Consider the following 17,899-nt stretch of genomic DNA (forward strand, 5'->3'; position numbering starts at 1 on the left):
TCAGATCCGGTTGCCGCTGGCGGCGTTGAAGGCGTGGATCCGGCCGGTGCGCGGCTTGACGAACACGGTGTCACCCATGTTCGGCATGGCCCGACGGTCGGTCCGGACGACGAACCGCTCGTTCGCGCCCTCCAGTGCGGCGTGGCCGTAGATGTTGGCGTCCGAACCGAGGTCCTCGACCAGCTCGACGACGACCGGCATGCCGCCCTCGGTGGGGCTGACCAGGTCGCAGTCCTCCGGACGGAAGCCCACGGTGACCTTGTTGTTGGCACCCTCGGCGCGGGCCGCCTCGACCTGCTCCCGGGTGAGCGGGATGTTCATGTCGGCGAAGGCGGCGCCGGACTCGCTCAGCGCCACGGTCTTGATGTTCATGGCCGGGGAACCCATGAAGCCGGCGACGAAGACGTTCGCCGGGGTGTCGTAGAGCGCCCGCGGGGTGTCCACCTGCTGGAGGACACCGTCGAGCATGACGGCCACCCGGTGACCCATGGTCATCGCCTCGACCTGGTCGTGGGTGACGTAGACCGTGGTGACGCCGAGCTTGGCCTGGAGCGACGCGATCTGGGTACGGGTCTGCACCCGGAGCTTGGCGTCGAGGTTCGACAGCGGCTCGTCCATGAGGAAGACCTGGGGCTCGCGGACGATGGCCCGGCCCATCGCGACCCGCTGGCGCTGGCCACCGGAGAGCGCCTTCGGCTTCCGGCTGAGGTACTCCTCCAGCTGGAGCAGGGCCGCCGCCTCCTTGACCCGCCGGTCGATCTCCGACTTGGGGGTCTTGCGGAGCTTCAGGGCGAACGCCATGTTCTCGTACACCGACATGTGCGGGTAGAGGGCGTAGTTCTGGAAGACCATCGCGATGTCGCGGGCCTTCGGCGGCAGGTGGGTGACGTCGCGCTGGTCGATGTAGATCGAGCCCCCGTCGACGTCCTCCAGGCCGGCGAGCATGCGCAGGCTGGTGGACTTGCCGCAACCGGAGGGGCCGACCAGGACGAGGAACTCGCCGTCGCCGATCTCCAGGTCGAGCTCGTTGACGGCGGGACGCTCGGTGCCCGCGTAGATGCGGGACGCCTTGGCGTAGGTAACCGTGGCCATGGTGAAGCGCTTCCTTTCACCGGCAGGAACGTGCCGGACGATCCGAGTGAAGGAGCGACCGGTACGTAGCCGCACCGGCCCGTCGGGCGAATTCCGGTCACCGGGGTCACTGGAATGTCGTCCGCGTCACTGCACGGTAAACGTGATTTCCTCGGCTGCCAAGACGGTGGGCACTGGATGGGACCGACGACATTCGCATACCGGTCACTCAGGCACGCACAACCATCAATCGCCGGGACATTGACTGCGTTGCGTGCACCGTAGGATCACAACCCGACCGGAAGGACGGCAGCAGATCACGTTTCCGGTGCTGAGGGGCCTGGTGCGGGAGGAAATCCGGACGCCAGTCGCTATGCTGACCACGGACGCCCGCGCCCCTGTAGCTCAGCTGGCCAGAGCACTCGCCTTGTAAGCGAGATGTCGCCGGTTCGATCCCGGCCGGGGGCTCCAATTCCGTCGGTTCCGGGCCCGTTCCTCGCGGAACGGGCCCGGTCGACGGGCGTCCGGTCCCCCTCGTAGGCTGGTGCGGTGAGCCGCGCGGTCGAGCAGTCCAACCGGGCGATGCTGCGGGCCCGGGACGCGATGGACCGCTCGTACGCCGAGCCGCTGGACGTCCCCACCCTGGCGCGGATCGCGTACGTCTCCGAGGCGCACTTCATCCGGACCTTCCGGGCCACCTTCGGCGAGACCCCGCACCGCTACCTCCAGCGTCGTCGGGTCGAGCGGGCGATGTCGCTGCTGCTCGAGTCGGAGCGGGACGTCACGGAGATCTGCCACGCGGTCGGCTTCACCAGCCTCGGCACCTTCAGCCGCACCTTCCGGGAGATCGTCGGGGAGTCGCCGACCTCCTTCCGACGGCGACGGACCCCGGCCGGTGCCGTGCCGAGTTGCTTCACCAAGGCCTGGACCCGACCCAGCAGTTTTGGATAAGCAGCAGGTCAGAGTGGGGACGTAGCGTGCTCGGCATGACGATGAACACGATCAGCCGCTCCCAGATCTACGTCCTCGACCAGGACGAGGCCCTCGACTTCTACGTCGGCAAGCTGGGCATGGAGGTCCACACCGACGCCGACCTCGGCTTCATGCGCTGGCTCACGGTCAACCTGCCCGGAGACCGCCAGCGGGAGATCCTGCTGGAGAAGCCCGGCCCGCCGGCCCTGGACCCGGCGACCGCCGAGCAGGTGCGGGAACTGCTCACCAAGGGGGCGTTGGGCGGTTACCTCTTCATGACCACCGACGACGCGCACAAGACCTACGAGGACCTGGTGGCCAAGGGCGTGGACGTCACCGACGAGCCGACCGAGCGCCCGTACGGCATCGACTTCGGGATCCGGGACCCGTTCGGCAACCGCATCCGGATCGGCCAGATGTTCTGAGCCCACCAGGGGTCCGTTAGGGTCGGCGGACCGGCCCCGGCCCGGCCGGCGGGACGAGGAGGAACGGTGTCGGACGCACGGCTGACCGTCGAGGTGACCGGTCCGGTGGCGACCGTGGTGATCAGCAATCCGACCCGTCGGAACGCGATGACCCCGGACATGTGGCGGCAGCTGCCGCCGCTGCTCGACCGGCTGGAGGCGGACCCGGCGGTCCGGGTCCTGGTGCTCACCGGGGCGGGGGAGACCTTCTGCGCCGGTGCCGACCTGGGGAACGTGGACGAGCTGCTGGCGGCCGGCGACCACAGCGTGGCGGTGGTCGCCGAGGAACGGCTGGCCGCGTTCGCCAAGCCGACCGTCGCGGCGGTACGCGGTGCCTGCGTGGGCGGCGGCTGCCAGCTCGCCGTCGCCTGTGACCTGCGGATCGCCGCCGCCGACGCCCGGTTCGGTGTCCCGCCGGCCAAGCTCGGGGTGGTCTATCCGACGCCGACCACCCGCCGGCTGGCCGCACTGGTCGGGCCGGCCACCGCGAAGTACCTGATCTTCACGGGCGAGTTGGTGGACGCCGAGCGGGCCGCCCGGGTCGGCCTGGTCGACGAGGTGCTGCCCGTCGACCGGTTGACCGGCCGGATCACCGAGCTGACCGGCACCGTCGCCGTCCGCTCCCAGCTCAGCGTCGTCGCCGCCAAGGAGATCGTGGACGGTCGGGCCGACGCCGGGCGGGCGGCCTGGTGGCACCGGCAGGGCCAGGCCAGCGGCGAGGCGCGGGAGGGGGTGGCGGCGTTCCACGAGCGCCGTCCGGCCCGCTTCACCTGGACGATCCCGCCGACCGGCTGATTTTCTCCGTGCGGTGTCGATTCCGCCCACGCTCGTTCGTGTAGGGGGTGAGCGTCGGCACCGGGCCGGCGACGGTAGGCGAGGAGACACCTCATGAAGCAGTACCTGCTCAGCGTGGTCCAGCCGGACGGCCCCGCGCCGGAGGCCGCGGTGCTGGAGAAGATCATGCAGGACGTGGGCGCGGTCGACGCGGAGATGCGGGCGGCCGGTGTCTGGGTCTTCGCCGGCGGGCTGTACCCGCCGAGCACGGCCACCGTGGTCCGGGTCACCGACGGGGAACTGCTGACGACCGACGGCCCGTACGCCGAGGGCAAGGAACACCTCGGCGGCTTCACCATCATCAGGGCCCCCGACCTGGACACCGCGCTCGACTGGGGCAGCCGGCTGGCCCGCGCCACCACGCTCCCGATCGAGGTGCGGCCCTTCCAGGACGGGCCCGCGTGACCCAGCCCGGCCTGGAGCGGATCTTCCGCGCCGAGTACGGCCGGGCGGTCGCCGTCCTGGCCCGCGTCTTCGGTGACCTCGACGTCGCCGAGGAGGCGGTCCAGGACGCCTTCGTCGAGGCGGCGCGGCGCTGGCCGGACGACGGCCCGCCGCCCAGCCCGGCGGGATGGATCATCACCACCGCCCGGAACCGGGCGATCGACCGGCTGCGGCGGGAGGCGACCCGGGCCGACCGGTACGCGCAGGCCGCCCTGCTCCACGCCGCCGACGAGCCAGCCGAGGAGGGGCCCGTGCACGACGACCGGCTCCGGCTCGTCTTCACCTGCTGCCATCCGGCGCTCGCCCCCGGCGCGCGGGTCGCGCTGACCCTGCGGCTGCTGGGTGGGCTCACCACCGCCGAGATCGCCCGCGCCTTCCTGGTGCCCGAGTCGACCATGGCGCAGCGGCTGGTCCGCACCAAGGCCAAGATCCGGGACGCGGGGATCCCGTACCGGGTGCCGGCGGACGCGGACCTGCCGGAACGGCTCCGGGCCGTGCTGGCCGTGCTGTACCTGATCTTCAACGAGGGATACACGGCCAGTTCCGGGGACCGGCTGGTCCGCGCGGAACTCTGCGCCGAGGCGATCCGGTTGGGGCGGCTGCTCGCCGAGCTGATGCCGGACGAGCCGGAGGTGACCGGCCTGCTCGCCCTGATGCTGCTGGTCGAGGCGCGCCGGCCGGCGCGCACCGGACCGGACGGGGAACTGGTCCGCCTCGCCGAGCAGGACCGCGACCGGTGGGACGCCGACCTGGTCCGCGAGGGACAGGACCTGGTCCGGCGCTGCCTGCGGCGCAACCGGCCCGGTCCGTACCAGATCCAGGCGGCGGTCAACGCCGTGCACAGCGACGCGCGGACGGCGGCCGACACCGACTGGTGGCAGATCCTGGCGCTGTACGACCAGCTGACGGTGGTCGCGCCCAGCCCGGTCGTGGCGCTGCACCGGGCGGTCGTGGTGGCCGAGGTCGACGGGCCGGGACCGGCGCTGGCCCTGGTCGACGCCCTCGACCTCGGCCAGCACCATCTGTTCCACGCTATCCGTGCCGACCTGCTGAGCCGGCTCGGCCGCGACGCCGACGCGGTGCTCGCCTACGGGACGGCGATCGCCCGGACCGAGAACACCGTCGAGCGGGAACTGCTGCGCCGCCGCCGGCAGGAACTCCTCGGCCGGACGGGCGGCTGAGCCGGCTCCGGCGACCGGACCGGGTTCACCGGTCGGTCAGGGGTCACCGCAGGGCCAGCGTCGCCCAGGTCGGCACCACCGGCTCGCGCCGCAGCGGCATGCCCGCCTCCACCGGCGTACGGTCACCCTTGCGCTGGTTGCAGTCGTAGCAGGCGGCTGTGGTGTTCCGCCAGGTGTTCCGGCCCCCGCGCGAGCGGGGCAGGATGTGGTCGACGGTGCTGGCCGGCCCGGCGCAGTACGCGCAGCGCCGGTCGTCCCGCCGCAGCACCGCACCCCTGGACCAGGGCGGTCCGGCACTGAACCGCCAGCGGGTCACCACGTACCGGACGAGGCGCACCACCCGGGGGAGCGGGAAGACGCCGACGAGCTGGTCCGGCTCGGCCTCGTGGATCTCGGCGACCCGGCGGCAGAGCATCCGGATCGCGTGCTGGACGGTGACCCGGTGCAGCGGGCCGAGGTCGGCGTTGACAACGAGTACGGCGTTCACCGGATTCTCCCTCCACTGAACTGATCCACCTGCGCGACGAGAAAGCCGCCCGGTCCGGCGGCGGACGGGCGGCATCTCCGACGTGCGGTGGACGCGCGTCAGTCGGGCTGCCCGCCCCGGGACGTCTCCGGTCGGCGCCCACCGGGACATGCCGGAGCGACGACGCGCAACTGCGGCATCGACATCGTGTACTCCTGGCTTGACCGGTGGGGGCGTGCGTGTCCACGGTAGGACGGCCCGGTGGGGCGGGCAACGAATTTCGATCACGGTGCGCGGCCTCTCCCGGCCGGCGCCGTGCACAGCCGGGTGGCGCCGGCCGGATTCCGGGTCCGGGCCGGACGGTCAACCGGCGCCGACACGGCGGGCGCGGCTGGTCGCGCGGGCCGTGTCGAGCGGCCGTTCCACGCAGCGGGCCATCTGCACGACCAGTTCACCGTGCAGCAACGGCCGGTTGACCTCACCGGCGACCTGGGCCGCCGGGCCGGAGAGCACCCGCCAGAAGGCGGCGAGCCCCGCGCCGAGGCCGAGCAGCGCGACCGCCGCCCGGGTGACCGGGGAGCCGGCGGCGGCGGTGGCGCTCACCCCGACCACCGCCAGCAGGACCACCAGCAGCGGCACGAGCACCGGGTAACCGAGGCCCCGCGCCGCCCGCACCACCAGCCGCCGGTCCCGGATGATCAGGTTGCGGGCGACGATCGCGTAGTGCTCCTCGTCGAGCAGGTCCCGGGGGTGCAGCCCGCCGGTGAGCACGCTCCGCCACAGGTCGCCCTGGTCGCGCAGGCGGTCGGCGAGGTCGGACAGCTCCGCCTCGGCCGGATCACCGGCCGCCGCCGCCCGGACCGCGGTCGTCCAGCTCGCCAGCGAGTGCCGCACCACCGGGGCCGCGTACGGCGGCAGCACCCCGGCCAGCTCCTCCAGCCAGCGGCGCAGCTGGTCCTGCCGGCCGCCGAAGCGCTGGGGCAGCTGTTCGGCGTCGCATCGGCGGACGGTGTCGGCGAGGGAACGCCCGAACCGGTACGCGATCCCGACCCGGTGGTCGCGGGCCATCGCCCAGCGCAGCACGTCCACGTTCAACTCGTCCAGCGCGACCAGCATCGCGTCGACGTCGCCGGGACGGTGCCCACCGGTATCCCGGATCAGGGACCGGGCGGCGGCGGTCGACGGGCCGGCCCCGTCGTGCCGGGCCAGCACGGCGATCTGGCGGAGCGCCACCTCCACGCCGTCGAGGTACATCCGCATCCGCTGCCGCCCCGACATCTCCGTCAGGTTGGACAGCTTCGGCCGGGGCGGTGGCCGGCCGGCGGGCCCGTCGTCCGGTTCGGGGGTGCGGGCGTGGTGGTACGCGTCCGCCATCCACCAGCCGAGCCGCAGCGCGGTCACCACGCACGCCCGTTCGTCGGCGTGCCCCTCCGGGCGGCCGGGCCCCTCGTCGCGGCCGGGCCCGTCGGATGGGTTGCCCGGCTCCGCCGGGAGCTGCTGGTGGCGTGGCTGCACGGTGTCCCCCGCTGGCGTGGTGATCCGCCGACCAGCCTATTCGTACACAGGTGCTATTGTCGGGAAACGCCCGGTTTGCTCAGCCGCGACCGGGTGTCGACGCCCCCCCCCCGCCGCCGCGCCAGCAGACCTCGCGGACGGACCGACCGGACCGGTTCGGCGGCCCCGCCCTCGGCCCGCAGCACGTGGTTCGCGGCGATGATCCCGGTGGCCGCCGCCCGCTCCATCAACGCGCTCGGGAAGTCCGTGCGGATGCCGTCGCCGGCCAGGTGCAGCCCGGTCGCGTCGGTGCGTACCCCGGGGCGGGTCGCATGGCCACCCGGCGCGAACGCCGGAGCCTGCGCCTCCACCCGGGCCCGCAGGTCGCGTACCCGCAGCCCGGCCACCTCCGGCCAGAGCGTCGCCAGCTCGCCGCGCATCCGCTCGGCCAGCACCCCGGCGGCCACCCCCGGTTCGCAGGCGTACGCGTGCAACTCCACCACCGCCCCCGCGGTGCTCGCGGCCCAGCGGCGGGACCCGTGCTCGAGCCGGTGGTAGAGGGTCACCGAGTCCAGGGTGGGCTGCCGGGACACCCCACTGAACACCGCCCGTCCGGCGGCCACGTCCCCGTCCAGCCAGTACCGTGCGACCGCGTACGGCGGGCCGGGCCTGCCGAACGCCGGTGCCCGCGCCACCAGCTCCGGAGCGACCGCCGCGAGGCCGGGTGAGTTCCCGACCAGCGCGGCGAGTGCGGGCGGGTCGACGGCCAGCACCACGTGCCCGCCCCGGTACGCCGTCCCGTCGGCGGTCGCCACCCGCCAGCCGTCCGCGTCGCGATCCAGCGCGGTGGCCGGCACCCCGGTCAGCACCCGACCGCCGTGCCGCCGCACGTACCCGGCCAACGGCTCCCACACCGCCGTCGCGTAGTCCTCGTCCGGGGCGTCGAACGCCAGCCCCTCGCCGTTGCCGAGCAGGTAGAAGTGGAACTGCGCGACCATCTCGGCGGCCGACATCTCCGCCTCGTGGTTGAAGAACGAGTGCGAGAAGACCTCGAAGAGCATCGCCCGTGCCCGGTCCGGCAGCCGCAGCGAGTCGAGCAGGTCCTGTGCGGTCCGACCGTCCAGTTCGGCGTAGGTACGCTCCGGGTCGTACGTGAGCAGCGGCAGGGCCGCCTCGCGGTCCATTCCGCGCAGATCCCGCAGGCGCAGGCTGGGACTGCGCACCAGCAGCGCGAGCAGGTTCGCCGGCGGGGCGGGCGGGAGCCGGCCGAACTCCTCGGTCGGCCAGCTGGCACTGAGGATCGGGTAACCGGGGACCGCCGTGAGGAAGCCGAGTGCCGGGTCGATCCGGCGCAGGATCGACCGCCAGTTGTAGTACTGCCGGAAGAACGCGTGGAAGCCGTGCTCGACGACCTGCCGGCTGCCGTCGACGAGGGTTTCCGGCCACGCGCCGAGCCGTCCGCCGAGGGTGGGCGCGGCCTCCAGCACGGTCACCCGTACACCCCGCTCGGCGAGCACCACCGCCGCCGACATGCCGGCGATGCCGCCGCCGACCACCACCACGTCGACCGGGCGGGGCAACCGGGCCGCGCCGCCACCGCCGGGGTCGACCAGGTGTTCCCGTACGCCGATGAACCGGCCGACCCGCTGAGACAGCGCCATGCGCCCCAGTCTGCACCAGTTGCCGGGTTGCTGCCGGTGGGTGCGCGCCAGGCCGGCCGGGGTGTCCCTGCCCGGCAGAGCGCCCCTGCCGGCACCTCAGGCGGGCGGCAGGCAGCGGCGTGGACGGTCCGAGTCGGGCCAGACGTACTCCAGGTCGGGCGGGACGTCACCGAAGATCGGGCGGTAGTGCTCGGGATCCTTGCGCAGCAGCGAGGACTGGTGGCTGCGGTGCAGGTCCGCCCGGCCCAGCCAGGGCGGGAGTTCACCGACCCGGGCCAGCTCGGCCTGGGCGCGTACGCCGGTGATGCCGCAGGCGTCGGTGAGGTCGGCGGTGAGCGTGGTCGCGCAGGTGTCCGCCCGTCCCGGGGCGCACCACACCGCGCAGACGTCCAGCCCGTAGCGGACCAGCGCCTCCTCGTACCCGGCCCACATCCGCACCGCCGGGTGGTTGCGCCAGCCGTACCCGGGGCGGGTCAGTCCACGCAGCACCTGGATCGCCTCGACCCGCTGCTTGCCGAGGCGCCGCTGGTCCAGCGCCCGCGCGCTCGCCGAGAAGTCCGGGTACGGCAGGAAGGTCTGCACGGTCCCGCTCTACCCGCCCCGGGCCGGCGCATGCCTGACCGCGACCAGGCCGGCCCCGGGGCCTCGCGGTACGGCGACGGCGCGGGCCGCGGTGGCTGGGTGGCACTGGCTACCATGCCGCACATGGCGGAGCCCCTGCTCGATCGTGCCTGGCGGGCCAGCCGGCGGTTACGGGCCAACGCGGGCTCCCGCCCCCACTACGTGGTCTGCGGGCACGACCCGCTCGCCTACTGGGTGGTGCGGGCGCTGCTCGCCGGCGAGGTGTCCACCGGCCGGATCCGGGTCACCCTGATCGTGCCCGAGCGGCGTCGTTCCGACGGGCCGGACGGCCGGGACGTGCACGGCATCGACGTGGTGCTGGCCGACCGGCTCGACGAGGCGGCCTTCCGCCGGGCCGGGCTGGCCGGCGCGGACGGACTCGCCCTGCTGCACCAGGACGACGTGGGCAACATGCACGCCGCGCTCTGCGCCCAGGAGGTCGAGCCGAGGCTGCGGCTGGTGGTCCGGATGTTCAACACCGGGCTGGCCAACGGGGTACGGCAGATCTTTCCCGACTCGGCGGTCCTCTCCGACGCCACCATGGCCGCCCCGGCGTTCGTGGCCGCCGCGCTGGGCGAGGTCGCCCCCACCCACTTCCGGCACGCCGGCCGCACCCTCTACGTGGCCCGCCGCGACGACGTCCGTCCGGAGGACGTGGTCTGCGCGGTGGCGGACACCCGCGACCCGGGCGAGGTGCGGGTGCTCCCCGCCGACGGGTCGGACGCGGACGTGGTGCTCGCCGAGGCGACCGGCCGGATGCCGGGCACCGAACTGGCCGCGCGCCGACTGGCCCGGGCCCGGCGCGACCGGCGCCGCCGTCGGCCGGTGGTGGTGCTGCTCCGCGCGGTGCGCAGCTTCGCCACCCGGAAGATCGGCATCGCCGTGCTGGCGGTGCTCGCGCTGATCGGGGTGCTCGGCTGGCTCAACGGCCGGGCCGCCCACCTCAACGGGATCGACGCGCTCTACCTCACCCTGGTCACCACGCTCAGCGGGCAGGACCCGGACGTCAACAAGCCCTTCGCCGAGCAGGTCATGCAGGTGGTGCTCAGCGTCGCCGGGCTGGCGCTGATCCCGCTGATCACCGCCGTGGTGGTCGACGGCGTCGTCCGGGCCCGGCTGGCCCTGCACTCCGGGCGCATCCAGCCGGACCGTTCCGGCCACGTGGTCGTCGTCGGCCTCGGCAACGTCGGGACGAGGGTGATGGCCCAGTTGCACGACTTCGGCGTCGAGGTCGTGGTCATCGACAAGCATCCCGAGCCGCGCGGCGCGTCCCTGGCGCGGCGGCTCGGCGTACCGCTGATCGTGGGTGACGCGGCGCTGGAGGAGACCCTGCGGGCTGCCTCGGTGGGCACCTGCCAGGCGTTGGTGGTGGTCTCCACCGACGACGGCACCAACCTCCAGGCGGCGCTGAACGGGCGCGCGCTCAACGACGAACTGCGCGTGGTGCTGCGCCTCTTCGACGGCGACTTCGCCGAACGCGTGCAACGGGCCTTCGGCATCGGCATCTCGCGCAGCGTGTCGTACCTGGCCGCGCCGGTGTTCACCGCCGCGCTGCTGGAGCGCGCGATGATCGCCACCATTCCGGTCGGCCGGCACGCGCTGCTGGTCACCGAGGTCTCGGTGGCCGCCGGATCTCCGTTGGACGGTCGCGCTCTCGAGGCGGTCGGTCGCCCCGGCGGGGTACGGCTGCTCGCGCACGCCCGCGCCGGCCAGCCGCGCTTCGAGTGGAACCCGGACCCGCGCCTGGTGATCACGGCAGGGGACCGGATGACCGTGCTGGCCCGGCGCGCCGGGCTGAACGCCCTGCTCCGCGAGGTCGCCGCCCCCGGTGACTCGCCTTCGGATCGCGGTGCTGCTCCGCCGGCCCGGGGCTCCGTCCCGCCCGCTGCCCGTGGTGTCCCGGCCCCTGGCGGCACCGCGACACCGCCCGGTGGGCCGCCCTCGTCCGACGGTCCGTCGACGCCGACCGGCGCGCCACCGGAACCAGCCGGCCGACCCGGGCCACCTGTCCGGCCCGAGCCGTCGTCCCCCGAGCCGGACGAACCCGCCGCGCCCTGAGCCACGATCACCTCCAGATCGGCGACGTGGCGGTGACGGCGCACCTGGACAGCCCCGTTCCGGCGGAACGGATTCGATCAACCGGACCGGCGCCCGACGAGGCGGCGGCGGGCGGCGTACCAGAGCGTGCCCAGGGCGAGCACGCCGAAGCCACCGGCGACGCTGCTCAGCGGCAGGTTGACCGCGAGCAGCAGACAGCCGACCAGCCCCGCCACCGCCAGCGCCCGCACCGGCAACCGTCGGTCCGGCTCCCGCTCCAGCGTCAGCGCCGCGGCGTTGGTGATCGCGTAGTAGACCAGCACCGTGCAGGACGAGAAGCCGATCGCCCCGCGTACGTCGCCGAGCAGCACCACCGCGACCACCACGGCGGCGACGGCCAGCTCGGCGTGGTGCGGCACCCGGTGCCGAGGGTGCACGGCGGCCAGCAGACCCGGCAGGTCACGGCGGCGGGCCATCGCCAGCGTCGTCCGCCCGACCCCGGCGACCAGGGAGAGCAGGACGCCGACCACCGCGACGGTCGCCCCGGCGCGGACCACCCAGGCCAGGCCGGGCAGGCCGGCGGCGGTCACCACGTCGACCAGGGGTGCGGCGGAGGAGGCCAGCGCGTCGGCCCCGAGGACGCCGACCGTGACCACCGCCAGGATCAGGTAGATCGCCAGGACGATGCCGAGCGCCAGCGGCACCGCCCGGGGAATGGTCCGCTCCGGATCACGGACCTCCTCGCCGAGGGTGGCGATCCGGGCGTACCCGGCGAAGGCGAAGAAGAGCAGCCCGGCGGCGGTGAGCACGCCCCGCGCGGAGCCGTCCGAACCGTCCACCCGGTCCGGCGTGACCGCGCCGAGGCCGGTCACCACGACCAGGGCCAGCACTGCCAGCACCACGCCGACCAGGATCTTCGTCGCGGTCGCGGTCTTCCCCACGCCGCGCAGGTTCACCCCGGTCACCGCGACGACCGCGGTGACGGCGACGAGCCGCGCCTGCTCCGGCCAGAGGTACGCCCCGATGGTCAGCGCCATCGCCGCGCAGCTCGCCGTCTTGCCGACCACGAACCCCCAGCCCGCGAGGAAACCCGCGTACGGGCCGAGCCGTTCCCGTCCGTACACGTAGGTGCCGCCGGACTCGGGGTACCGCGCGGCCAGCCGGGCCGAGCTGGTCGCGTTGCAGAACGCGACGAACCCGGCCAGGGCCACCGCGAGCAGCAGGCCCGTGCCGCCGGCCGCCGCCGCAGCGGGCGCGAAGACCACGAAGACGCCCGCGCCGAGCATCGAGCCCAGGCCGATGACCACCGCATCGGGTACGCCCAACCGGCGTGCCAGCCGTTCCACCACATCGAACCTAGTACCGCGACGTCAGCGGGCGCTCGACGGTGGGACGAACGGGCGGTCCCAGGCGCGCAGCCGTCCCGGCAGCGGAAGGTCGTCCCAGGGCACCCGGTGCAGGATCCGGTCCAGCAGCAGCCCGAGCAGCAACCCGGCCACCGAGTCGGTCAGCCAGTGCCAGCCCAGGTAGGTGGTGGTGAACATGACCACGACCGGCGGAACCACCCGGACCACGGTGACCAGCCGGGGTGGGACGTGCCGGCCGTAGCTGCGCAGCAGCGGGGCGAGCAGCAACGCCAGCACGCCGTACCAGAGGATCGCGTTCGCGACGTGCCCCGACGGGTACGACTGCGCGAACTTCAGCGGCAGTTCGTCCTGGAAGAGGGGGAGCGTCTGCTCGGGCGGCAGGTACGGCTCCTTGACGCTGGCGCTCGGCGCGGGCCGGGCGGTCCACACCTTCAGCGGGCCGATGGTGACGTACGTCAGGGCGAAGGCCATCACGCTGGGCAGGAGGGGACGCAGCGAGTGGAGCCGGACCGCCAGCAGCAGCCCCATCCCCGCCGTGAGCAGCGTCAACGGCAGGCCCTGCCCGAGGTAGTTGAAGACCACCGCGATGCCGTACGCCACCGTGGGTCGGTGCGCCTCGGCCCAGTCGGCCACCGCCCGGTCGACGCCGAAGAGGTGACGGTGGGCGAGTGCCACGGTGATCGCCACCAGCCCGGCCAGCAGCAGCGCGTCGAACCACCAGCCGGCGGGGCGGACCGGTCGCAGCCGCGTGTCCCGTCGTACCGTCGTGGGTTTCCGCACGCCGATCACGCTACCGGCCGCCGCCGCCGGGCCGGAGCGGGCCGGGCACGCGTCGCCGCGGGGCGGGTGCCTGTCGGCCGGGCAGGCGTCGGGCGGCAGCCGCTCACCGGCGCGGTGGGCCGTCGACGGCTGTGTGCCCAGCCACGAAGGGAGGCGTGGGGCGGGCGGAGACGGCATGCTTGTCCCGTGCGGATCACCTCGGCTCTCGTCGACCCGGCGCTGCTCGACCTGCCCTGGTCGACCCCGTTGGAGGAGTGGCCTGCCGAGCACCTGGTGGCCCTGCCCCAGGGCATCTCCCGGCACATCGTCCGGTTCGTCCGTCTCGGTGGTTACGTCTACGCGGTCAAGGAGACCGGCGAGCGGGTCGCCGAGCGTGAGTACGACCTGCTCCGGGCGCTGGAGCGGATCGACTTCCCGGCCGTGGAGGCGGTGGCGATCGTCGCCGACCGGCACGCTCCGGACGGGCAGCCGCTGGACCCGGTGCTGATCACCCGGCACCTCCAGTTCTCCCTGCCGTACCGGGCGCTCTTCTCGCACACCCTGCGCCCGGAAACCCTGGAACGGCTTCTCGACGCGCTCGCCGCCCTGATCGTCCGGATGCACCTGACCGGCTTCTTCTGGGGCGACTGCTCACTGTCGAACACCCTGTTCCGCCGGGACGCGGGCGCGTTCGCCGCGTACCTGGTGGACGCCGAGACCGGAGCCCTGCACCACTCCCTCTCCAACGGTCAGCGGGGCGAGGACCTGGAGATCGCCCGGGTGAACATCTTCGGTGAGGCGCTGGACCTCCAGGCCGCCGGGCTGCTGCACGAGGCGATCGACCCGGAGACGGTCTGCGAGGAGGTCGTGCAGCGGTACGAGCGGCTGTGGCACGAGATCACCTACGAGCAGCAGGTCGAGCGGGACGCCCGGCACGACATCGAGCGGCGGATCCGGCGCCTCAACGAGATGGGCTTCGACGTCGCCGAGGTGGCGCTCTCCACGATCGACAACGGGCGTTACCTGGTCCGCCCGAAGGTCGTCGACGCCGGCTACCACACCCGACGGCTGCTCCGGCTGACCGGCCTGGACGCCGAGGAGAACCAGGCCCGCAAGCTCCTCAACGACCTGGACGCCTACCGGGCGGAGAGCGACCTGACCGACGAGCAGCAGGCCGCGCACCGGTGGCTGACCGAGGTGTTCGAGCCGGTGGTCCGGGCGGTTCCCGGCCACCTGCGGCGCAAGCTTGAGCCGCAGGAGCTGTTCACCCAGATCGTCGAGCACAAGTGGCTGCTCTCCGAGCGGGCCGGTCGGGACGTCGGCATGGGGCCGGCGGTCCAGTCGTTCCTGAACGACGTGCTGGTGCACCGGCCCGACGAGCAGGCCGTGCTCGGCGTCGACGTCACCACCGGCTGACCGGCTCACCGGCGGGCGGGGTGCTCAGTCCCACCACTGGCCGCCGCGCAGCACCCGCAGCACGGTCAGGTCGTCGTCGAGGACGACGAGATCGGCCTGGAGACCGACCTGCAACGCGCCGAGGCGGTCGCCCAGGCCGAGCGCACGGGCCGGGGTGGTGGCCACCATCCGGCAGGCGTCGGCAATGTCGATCCCGGCGGCCACCGCGTGCCGCAGCGCGGCGTCCATGGTGAGGGTGCTCCCGGCGATCGCGCCGTCCCGGGTCAGCCGGGCCACCCCGTCGGCCACGGTGACCGACTGGCCGCCCAGTTCGTACTCGCCGTCGGCCATTCCCGCGGCGGCCATCGCGTCGGTGATCAGGGCGGTCCGCTCGGGGCCGGCGACCGAGGTGGCGAAGGTGAGCATCCCGGCGTGCAGGTGCACGCCGTCGGCGACCAGCTCACAGACCACGTTCGGCGCGGAGAGCAGGGCCACCGCCGGTCCGGGCTCGCGGTGGTGCACCGGACGCATCCCGTTGAACAGGTGGGTGCCGACGCTGGCTCCGGCGGCGACCGCCGCCCGGGTCTGGTCGTAGCTGGCGTCGGTGTGCCCGATCGCCGCGACCACCCGTGCGCCGGTGAGCAGCTTGATCGCGTCCAGCGCCCCGGCGCGTTCCGGAGCCAGGGTGACCATCCGGACCGCACCCTCGCCGAGGCGGATCAGCTCGGTCAGTTCGTCTCCGGAGGGGTCGCGCAGGAACTCCGGGTTCTGCGCCCCGCACCGGACCGTCGACAGGTACGGCCCCTCGAAGTGGATGCCGGCGAGCACCCCCTCCCGCACCAGCGGGGCGAACGCCGTGGTGGCCTCCCGCATCAGCGCGAACGGGGAGCTGACCAGGCTGGCCAGCAGGGTGGTGGTGCCGTGCCGGAGGTGGAACGCGGCAGCCTGCCGGGCGGCCTCCGGGTCACCGGTGGTGAAGGTGTGCCCCCCACCGCCGTGGGTGTGCATGTCCACGAAGCCGGGGACGATCCAGTGGCCGTCGCGCACCGTCGGGTACTCCGCGACGGCGCGGATCCGGCCGTCACCGACCTCCACGCACCCCTGGCGGATCACGCCGGTCGGGGTCACCACCCGGCCGGTCACCCGTTCGGTCATCAGGCCTCCAGAGAATCGAGGGCGAGCAGGGCCGCACCGAGACAGCCGGCCTCGTCGCCGAGTGTGGCGGCGACCAGCTGCGGCTCCCGGTGGAAGGTCATCCGTTCCCGCAGGGCGGTACGGAGCGGGTCGAGCAGGTGCCGCCCGGCCCGGACCAGGCCGCCGCCGAGCACGATGGTCTGCACGTCGAAGAGCGCCTGGCCGGTGGCGAGCCCGTCGGCGAGCGCCTCGACGGCGCTGCTCCACACCTCGCGGGCCAGTTCCTCGCCGGCCACGGCCCGCTCGGCCACGTCGGCGGCGGTACTCCCCGGCACGCCGGACAGTTCGGCGTACCGACGGCCGATCGCGGCGGCCGAGGCCACCGCCTCCAGGCAGCCGACGCGCCCGCAGCCGCAGCGGGGGCCGTGCGGGCGTACCAGGATGTGGCCGATCTCCCCGGCGGCGCCGTGCGCGCCGACGGTGGCCGACCCGTCGACCACGTGCGCGGCGGCGATACCGGTGCCGACCGCGACGAAGAGGACGTGCCGGGTGTCGTGACCGGCCCCGAGCCGGGCCTCGGCCAGCCCGCCGGCACGCACGTCGTGGCCGAGCGCCGTGGGCAGGCCGAGCCGTTCGGTCGCCAGTTTCCGCAGGGGTACGTCCCGGAAGCCCAGGTTCGCCGACCAGACCGCCACCCCGGCGGGCTCGTCGATGACACCGGGTACGGCGACGCCGAGCGCCCGGGGGGTGAGCCCGTCGGCGCGGGCCCGGTCGGTGAGCCCGGCGGCGACGTCCAGGATGGTGTCCACCACCGCGTCGGGACCGCGTTGGGCGCCGGTCGGGTGCCGTTCCGCGTGGACGACGGTGCCGTCCGGACGGACCAGGGCGCACTTCATCCCGGTCCCGCCGACGTCCAGTGCGACGACCACCTGGTCACCGGGTTGGCCGGTGACGGGCGAGCCTGCCGTCACGCGAGCACCACGGAGCGGGACAGGTGCCGGGGCGCGTCGGGGTCGAGACCCCGGCAGGTGGCGAGCGCGACCGCGAAGCGTTGCGCCAGGATCAGGTCGGCCATCGGGTCCACCGGGTTGCGCCCGGCGGCCCACCGCCCGAGCACGGTGCGGCAGCCGTTGGTGCGGCTGTGCACGAAGGCCGCGCCGGTGGCGGCGACGTCCTCGGCGAGCCCGTCCGGGATCTCGCCGAAGGCCCAGACCAGCCGGCCGGGCGCGGCGATCGAGATCGGCCCGTGCCGGTAGTCCATCGCCGGGTACGCCTCGGCCCAGAAGGTGGCCGCCTCCCGGCACTTGAGCGCGGCCTCCTGGGCCAGGCCGACGGTCCAGCCCCGGCCGAGGAAGGTGGCCTGTTCCACCCGGGCCGGGTCGAGCGGCAGCGGCGCCCGCACGGCCACCTCGGCGTCGGCGGCCAGCGCGGGGACGTTGTCGCCGAGGTGGGCGCGGAGCAGGGCCAGGGCGGTGGTGGCGAAGCGGGTCTGCACCACCGACCGTTCGTCGGCGAAGGGCAGGGTGACCGCGGCCTCGGCGAGGCGGGTCGCGGGGGAGTCCGGGTCGCCGACGATCACCGTGGTCGGCAGGTGGCCACGCAGCGCGGCGAGCAGGTCGGTGACCTCGGTGGTGGTGCCGGAGCGGGTGATCGCGATGAGCCGGTCGTAGCGGCGGCCGACCGGGAACTCGGAGGCCTGGAAGGCGTCCGTCTCGCCCAGTCCGAGGGCCTCGCGGCGGGCCGCGTACGCGCTGCTCATGAACCAGGAGGTGCCACAGCCGACGACGGCCACCCGCTCGCCGGGGCCGGGGAGCCGGTCGGTGACGGTGGGGGCCAGCTGGGCCGCCTCCCGCCAGCAGTCCGGCTGGCTGGCGATCTCCGCGTCCACGTACGCCATGAGAACTCCTCGCAGGGGAGACTGTGCGCAATACGGCTCGTTAGGGGCATGTTTCGAGCGCCATTCTGCGTGAACCCGAGGGCTCGTGGCAACCACTTGCGC

Annotated in this window: 17 protein-coding genes and 1 tRNA gene; 8 read left to right on the top strand and 10 right to left on the bottom strand. The window is 73.9% G+C overall.

Features of this window, described 5'->3' with window-relative positions; all coding sequences use genetic code 11:
* The gene (ugpC, locus tag AB0F58_RS07220) at positions 1 to 1,092 is read right to left on the bottom strand and encodes a sn-glycerol-3-phosphate ABC transporter ATP-binding protein UgpC (RefSeq protein ID WP_357139246.1); all 1,092 of its coding nucleotides are present in this window, start codon (positions 1,090 to 1,092) and stop codon (positions 1 to 3) included.
* A 373-nt stretch (positions 1,093 to 1,465) separates the two neighbouring features.
* Between ugpC and AB0F58_RS07225 the strand changes: the two genes are divergently transcribed.
* The 6 genes from AB0F58_RS07225 (at position 1,466) to AB0F58_RS07250 (ending at position 4,966) form a co-directional block, all read left to right on the top strand.
* Positions 1,466 to 1,542, top strand: a tRNA-Thr gene (locus tag AB0F58_RS07225).
* Between the two features lie 78 nt (positions 1,543 to 1,620).
* The gene (locus tag AB0F58_RS07230; RefSeq protein WP_357139249.1) at positions 1,621 to 2,022 is read left to right on the top strand and encodes an AraC family transcriptional regulator; all 402 of its coding nucleotides are present in this window, start codon (positions 1,621 to 1,623) and stop codon (positions 2,020 to 2,022) included.
* Between the two features lie 35 nt (positions 2,023 to 2,057).
* Positions 2,058 to 2,468 carry a VOC family protein gene (locus AB0F58_RS07235; protein ID WP_357139251.1) on the top strand — a complete coding sequence of 137 codons (411 nt, stop codon included), beginning with the start codon at positions 2,058 to 2,060 and terminating at the stop codon, positions 2,466 to 2,468.
* A 66-nt stretch (positions 2,469 to 2,534) separates the two neighbouring features.
* Positions 2,535 to 3,302, top strand: a complete 768-nt coding sequence (locus AB0F58_RS07240; RefSeq protein ID WP_357139254.1) for an enoyl-CoA hydratase/isomerase family protein — start codon at positions 2,535 to 2,537, stop codon at positions 3,300 to 3,302.
* Between the two features lie 93 nt (positions 3,303 to 3,395).
* On the top strand, positions 3,396 to 3,746 hold the full coding sequence (locus tag AB0F58_RS07245; RefSeq protein ID WP_357139256.1) for a YciI family protein: 351 nt from the start codon (positions 3,396 to 3,398) through the stop codon (positions 3,744 to 3,746).
* Entirely contained in the window at positions 3,743 to 4,966 is a 1,224-nt protein-coding gene (locus tag AB0F58_RS07250) for an RNA polymerase sigma factor (RefSeq protein ID WP_357139258.1), read from the top strand. The genes AB0F58_RS07245 and AB0F58_RS07250 overlap by 4 nt, the downstream gene beginning before the upstream one ends.
* A 43-nt stretch (positions 4,967 to 5,009) precedes the next feature.
* Here AB0F58_RS07250 and AB0F58_RS07255 read toward each other — a convergent pair whose 3' ends face one another.
* The 4 genes from AB0F58_RS07255 to AB0F58_RS07270 form a co-directional block, all read right to left on the bottom strand.
* On the bottom strand, positions 5,010 to 5,453 hold the full coding sequence (locus AB0F58_RS07255) for an HNH endonuclease (RefSeq protein WP_357139262.1): 444 nt from the start codon (positions 5,451 to 5,453) through the stop codon (positions 5,010 to 5,012).
* Between the two features lie 342 nt (positions 5,454 to 5,795).
* Positions 5,796 to 6,947 carry a hypothetical protein gene (locus tag AB0F58_RS07260; protein WP_357139265.1) on the bottom strand — a complete coding sequence of 384 codons (1,152 nt, stop codon included), beginning with the start codon at positions 6,945 to 6,947 and terminating at the stop codon, positions 5,796 to 5,798.
* A gap of 53 nt (positions 6,948 to 7,000) precedes the next feature.
* On the bottom strand, positions 7,001 to 8,587 hold the full coding sequence (locus AB0F58_RS07265; RefSeq protein ID WP_357139268.1) for an FAD-dependent oxidoreductase: 1,587 nt from the start codon (positions 8,585 to 8,587) through the stop codon (positions 7,001 to 7,003).
* 96 nt (positions 8,588 to 8,683) lie between these two features.
* Positions 8,684 to 9,169 carry an MSMEG_6728 family protein gene (locus AB0F58_RS07270; RefSeq protein ID WP_357139271.1) on the bottom strand — a complete coding sequence of 162 codons (486 nt, stop codon included), beginning with the start codon at positions 9,167 to 9,169 and terminating at the stop codon, positions 8,684 to 8,686.
* A 123-nt stretch (positions 9,170 to 9,292) separates the two neighbouring features.
* On the opposite strand from AB0F58_RS07270, the gene AB0F58_RS07275 reads away from it, so the two are divergent.
* Positions 9,293 to 11,266, top strand: a complete 1,974-nt coding sequence (locus AB0F58_RS07275) for an NAD-binding protein (protein ID WP_357139274.1) — start codon at positions 9,293 to 9,295, stop codon at positions 11,264 to 11,266.
* Between the two features lie 77 nt (positions 11,267 to 11,343).
* Here AB0F58_RS07275 and AB0F58_RS07280 read toward each other — a convergent pair whose 3' ends face one another.
* Both AB0F58_RS07280 and AB0F58_RS07285 read right to left on the bottom strand, forming a co-directional pair.
* On the bottom strand, positions 11,344 to 12,591 hold the full coding sequence (locus tag AB0F58_RS07280; RefSeq protein ID WP_357139276.1) for an APC family permease: 1,248 nt from the start codon (positions 12,589 to 12,591) through the stop codon (positions 11,344 to 11,346).
* 24 nt (positions 12,592 to 12,615) lie between these two features.
* Positions 12,616 to 13,401: a phosphatase PAP2 family protein gene (locus tag AB0F58_RS07285; RefSeq protein ID WP_357139279.1), complete on the bottom strand. Its 786-nt coding sequence runs from the start codon at positions 13,399 to 13,401 to the stop codon at positions 12,616 to 12,618.
* Between the two features lie 177 nt (positions 13,402 to 13,578).
* Here AB0F58_RS07285 and AB0F58_RS07290 point away from each other — a divergent pair, with 177 nt between their 5' ends.
* Complete coding sequence (locus AB0F58_RS07290; RefSeq protein WP_357139282.1) at positions 13,579 to 14,787, top strand: DUF4032 domain-containing protein; 1,209 nt, start codon at positions 13,579 to 13,581, stop codon at positions 14,785 to 14,787.
* Positions 14,788 to 14,811: 24 nt separating this feature from the next.
* On the opposite strand, the gene nagA is transcribed toward AB0F58_RS07290, so the two are convergent.
* Genes nagA through AB0F58_RS07305 form a run of 3 tightly spaced genes read right to left on the bottom strand, consistent with a single transcriptional unit; the run spans position 14,812 to position 17,797 of the window.
* The gene (nagA, locus tag AB0F58_RS07295) at positions 14,812 to 15,921 is read right to left on the bottom strand and encodes an N-acetylglucosamine-6-phosphate deacetylase (RefSeq protein ID WP_357139285.1); all 1,110 of its coding nucleotides are present in this window, start codon (positions 15,919 to 15,921) and stop codon (positions 14,812 to 14,814) included.
* Positions 15,921 to 16,871, bottom strand: coding sequence for an ROK family protein (locus tag AB0F58_RS07300; RefSeq protein ID WP_357139288.1), 951 nt, complete (start codon positions 16,869 to 16,871; stop codon positions 15,921 to 15,923). The genes nagA and AB0F58_RS07300 overlap by 1 nt, the downstream gene beginning before the upstream one ends.
* On the bottom strand, positions 16,868 to 17,797 hold the full coding sequence (locus AB0F58_RS07305) for a sugar isomerase (RefSeq protein ID WP_357139291.1): 930 nt from the start codon (positions 17,795 to 17,797) through the stop codon (positions 16,868 to 16,870). The genes AB0F58_RS07300 and AB0F58_RS07305 overlap by 4 nt, the downstream gene beginning before the upstream one ends.
* Between the last annotated feature and the right edge of the window lie 102 nt (positions 17,798 to 17,899).

The sequence above is a fragment of the Micromonospora sp. NPDC023956 genome (assembly GCF_040639195.1).
GTDB lineage: Bacteria > Actinomycetota > Actinomycetes > Mycobacteriales > Micromonosporaceae > Micromonospora.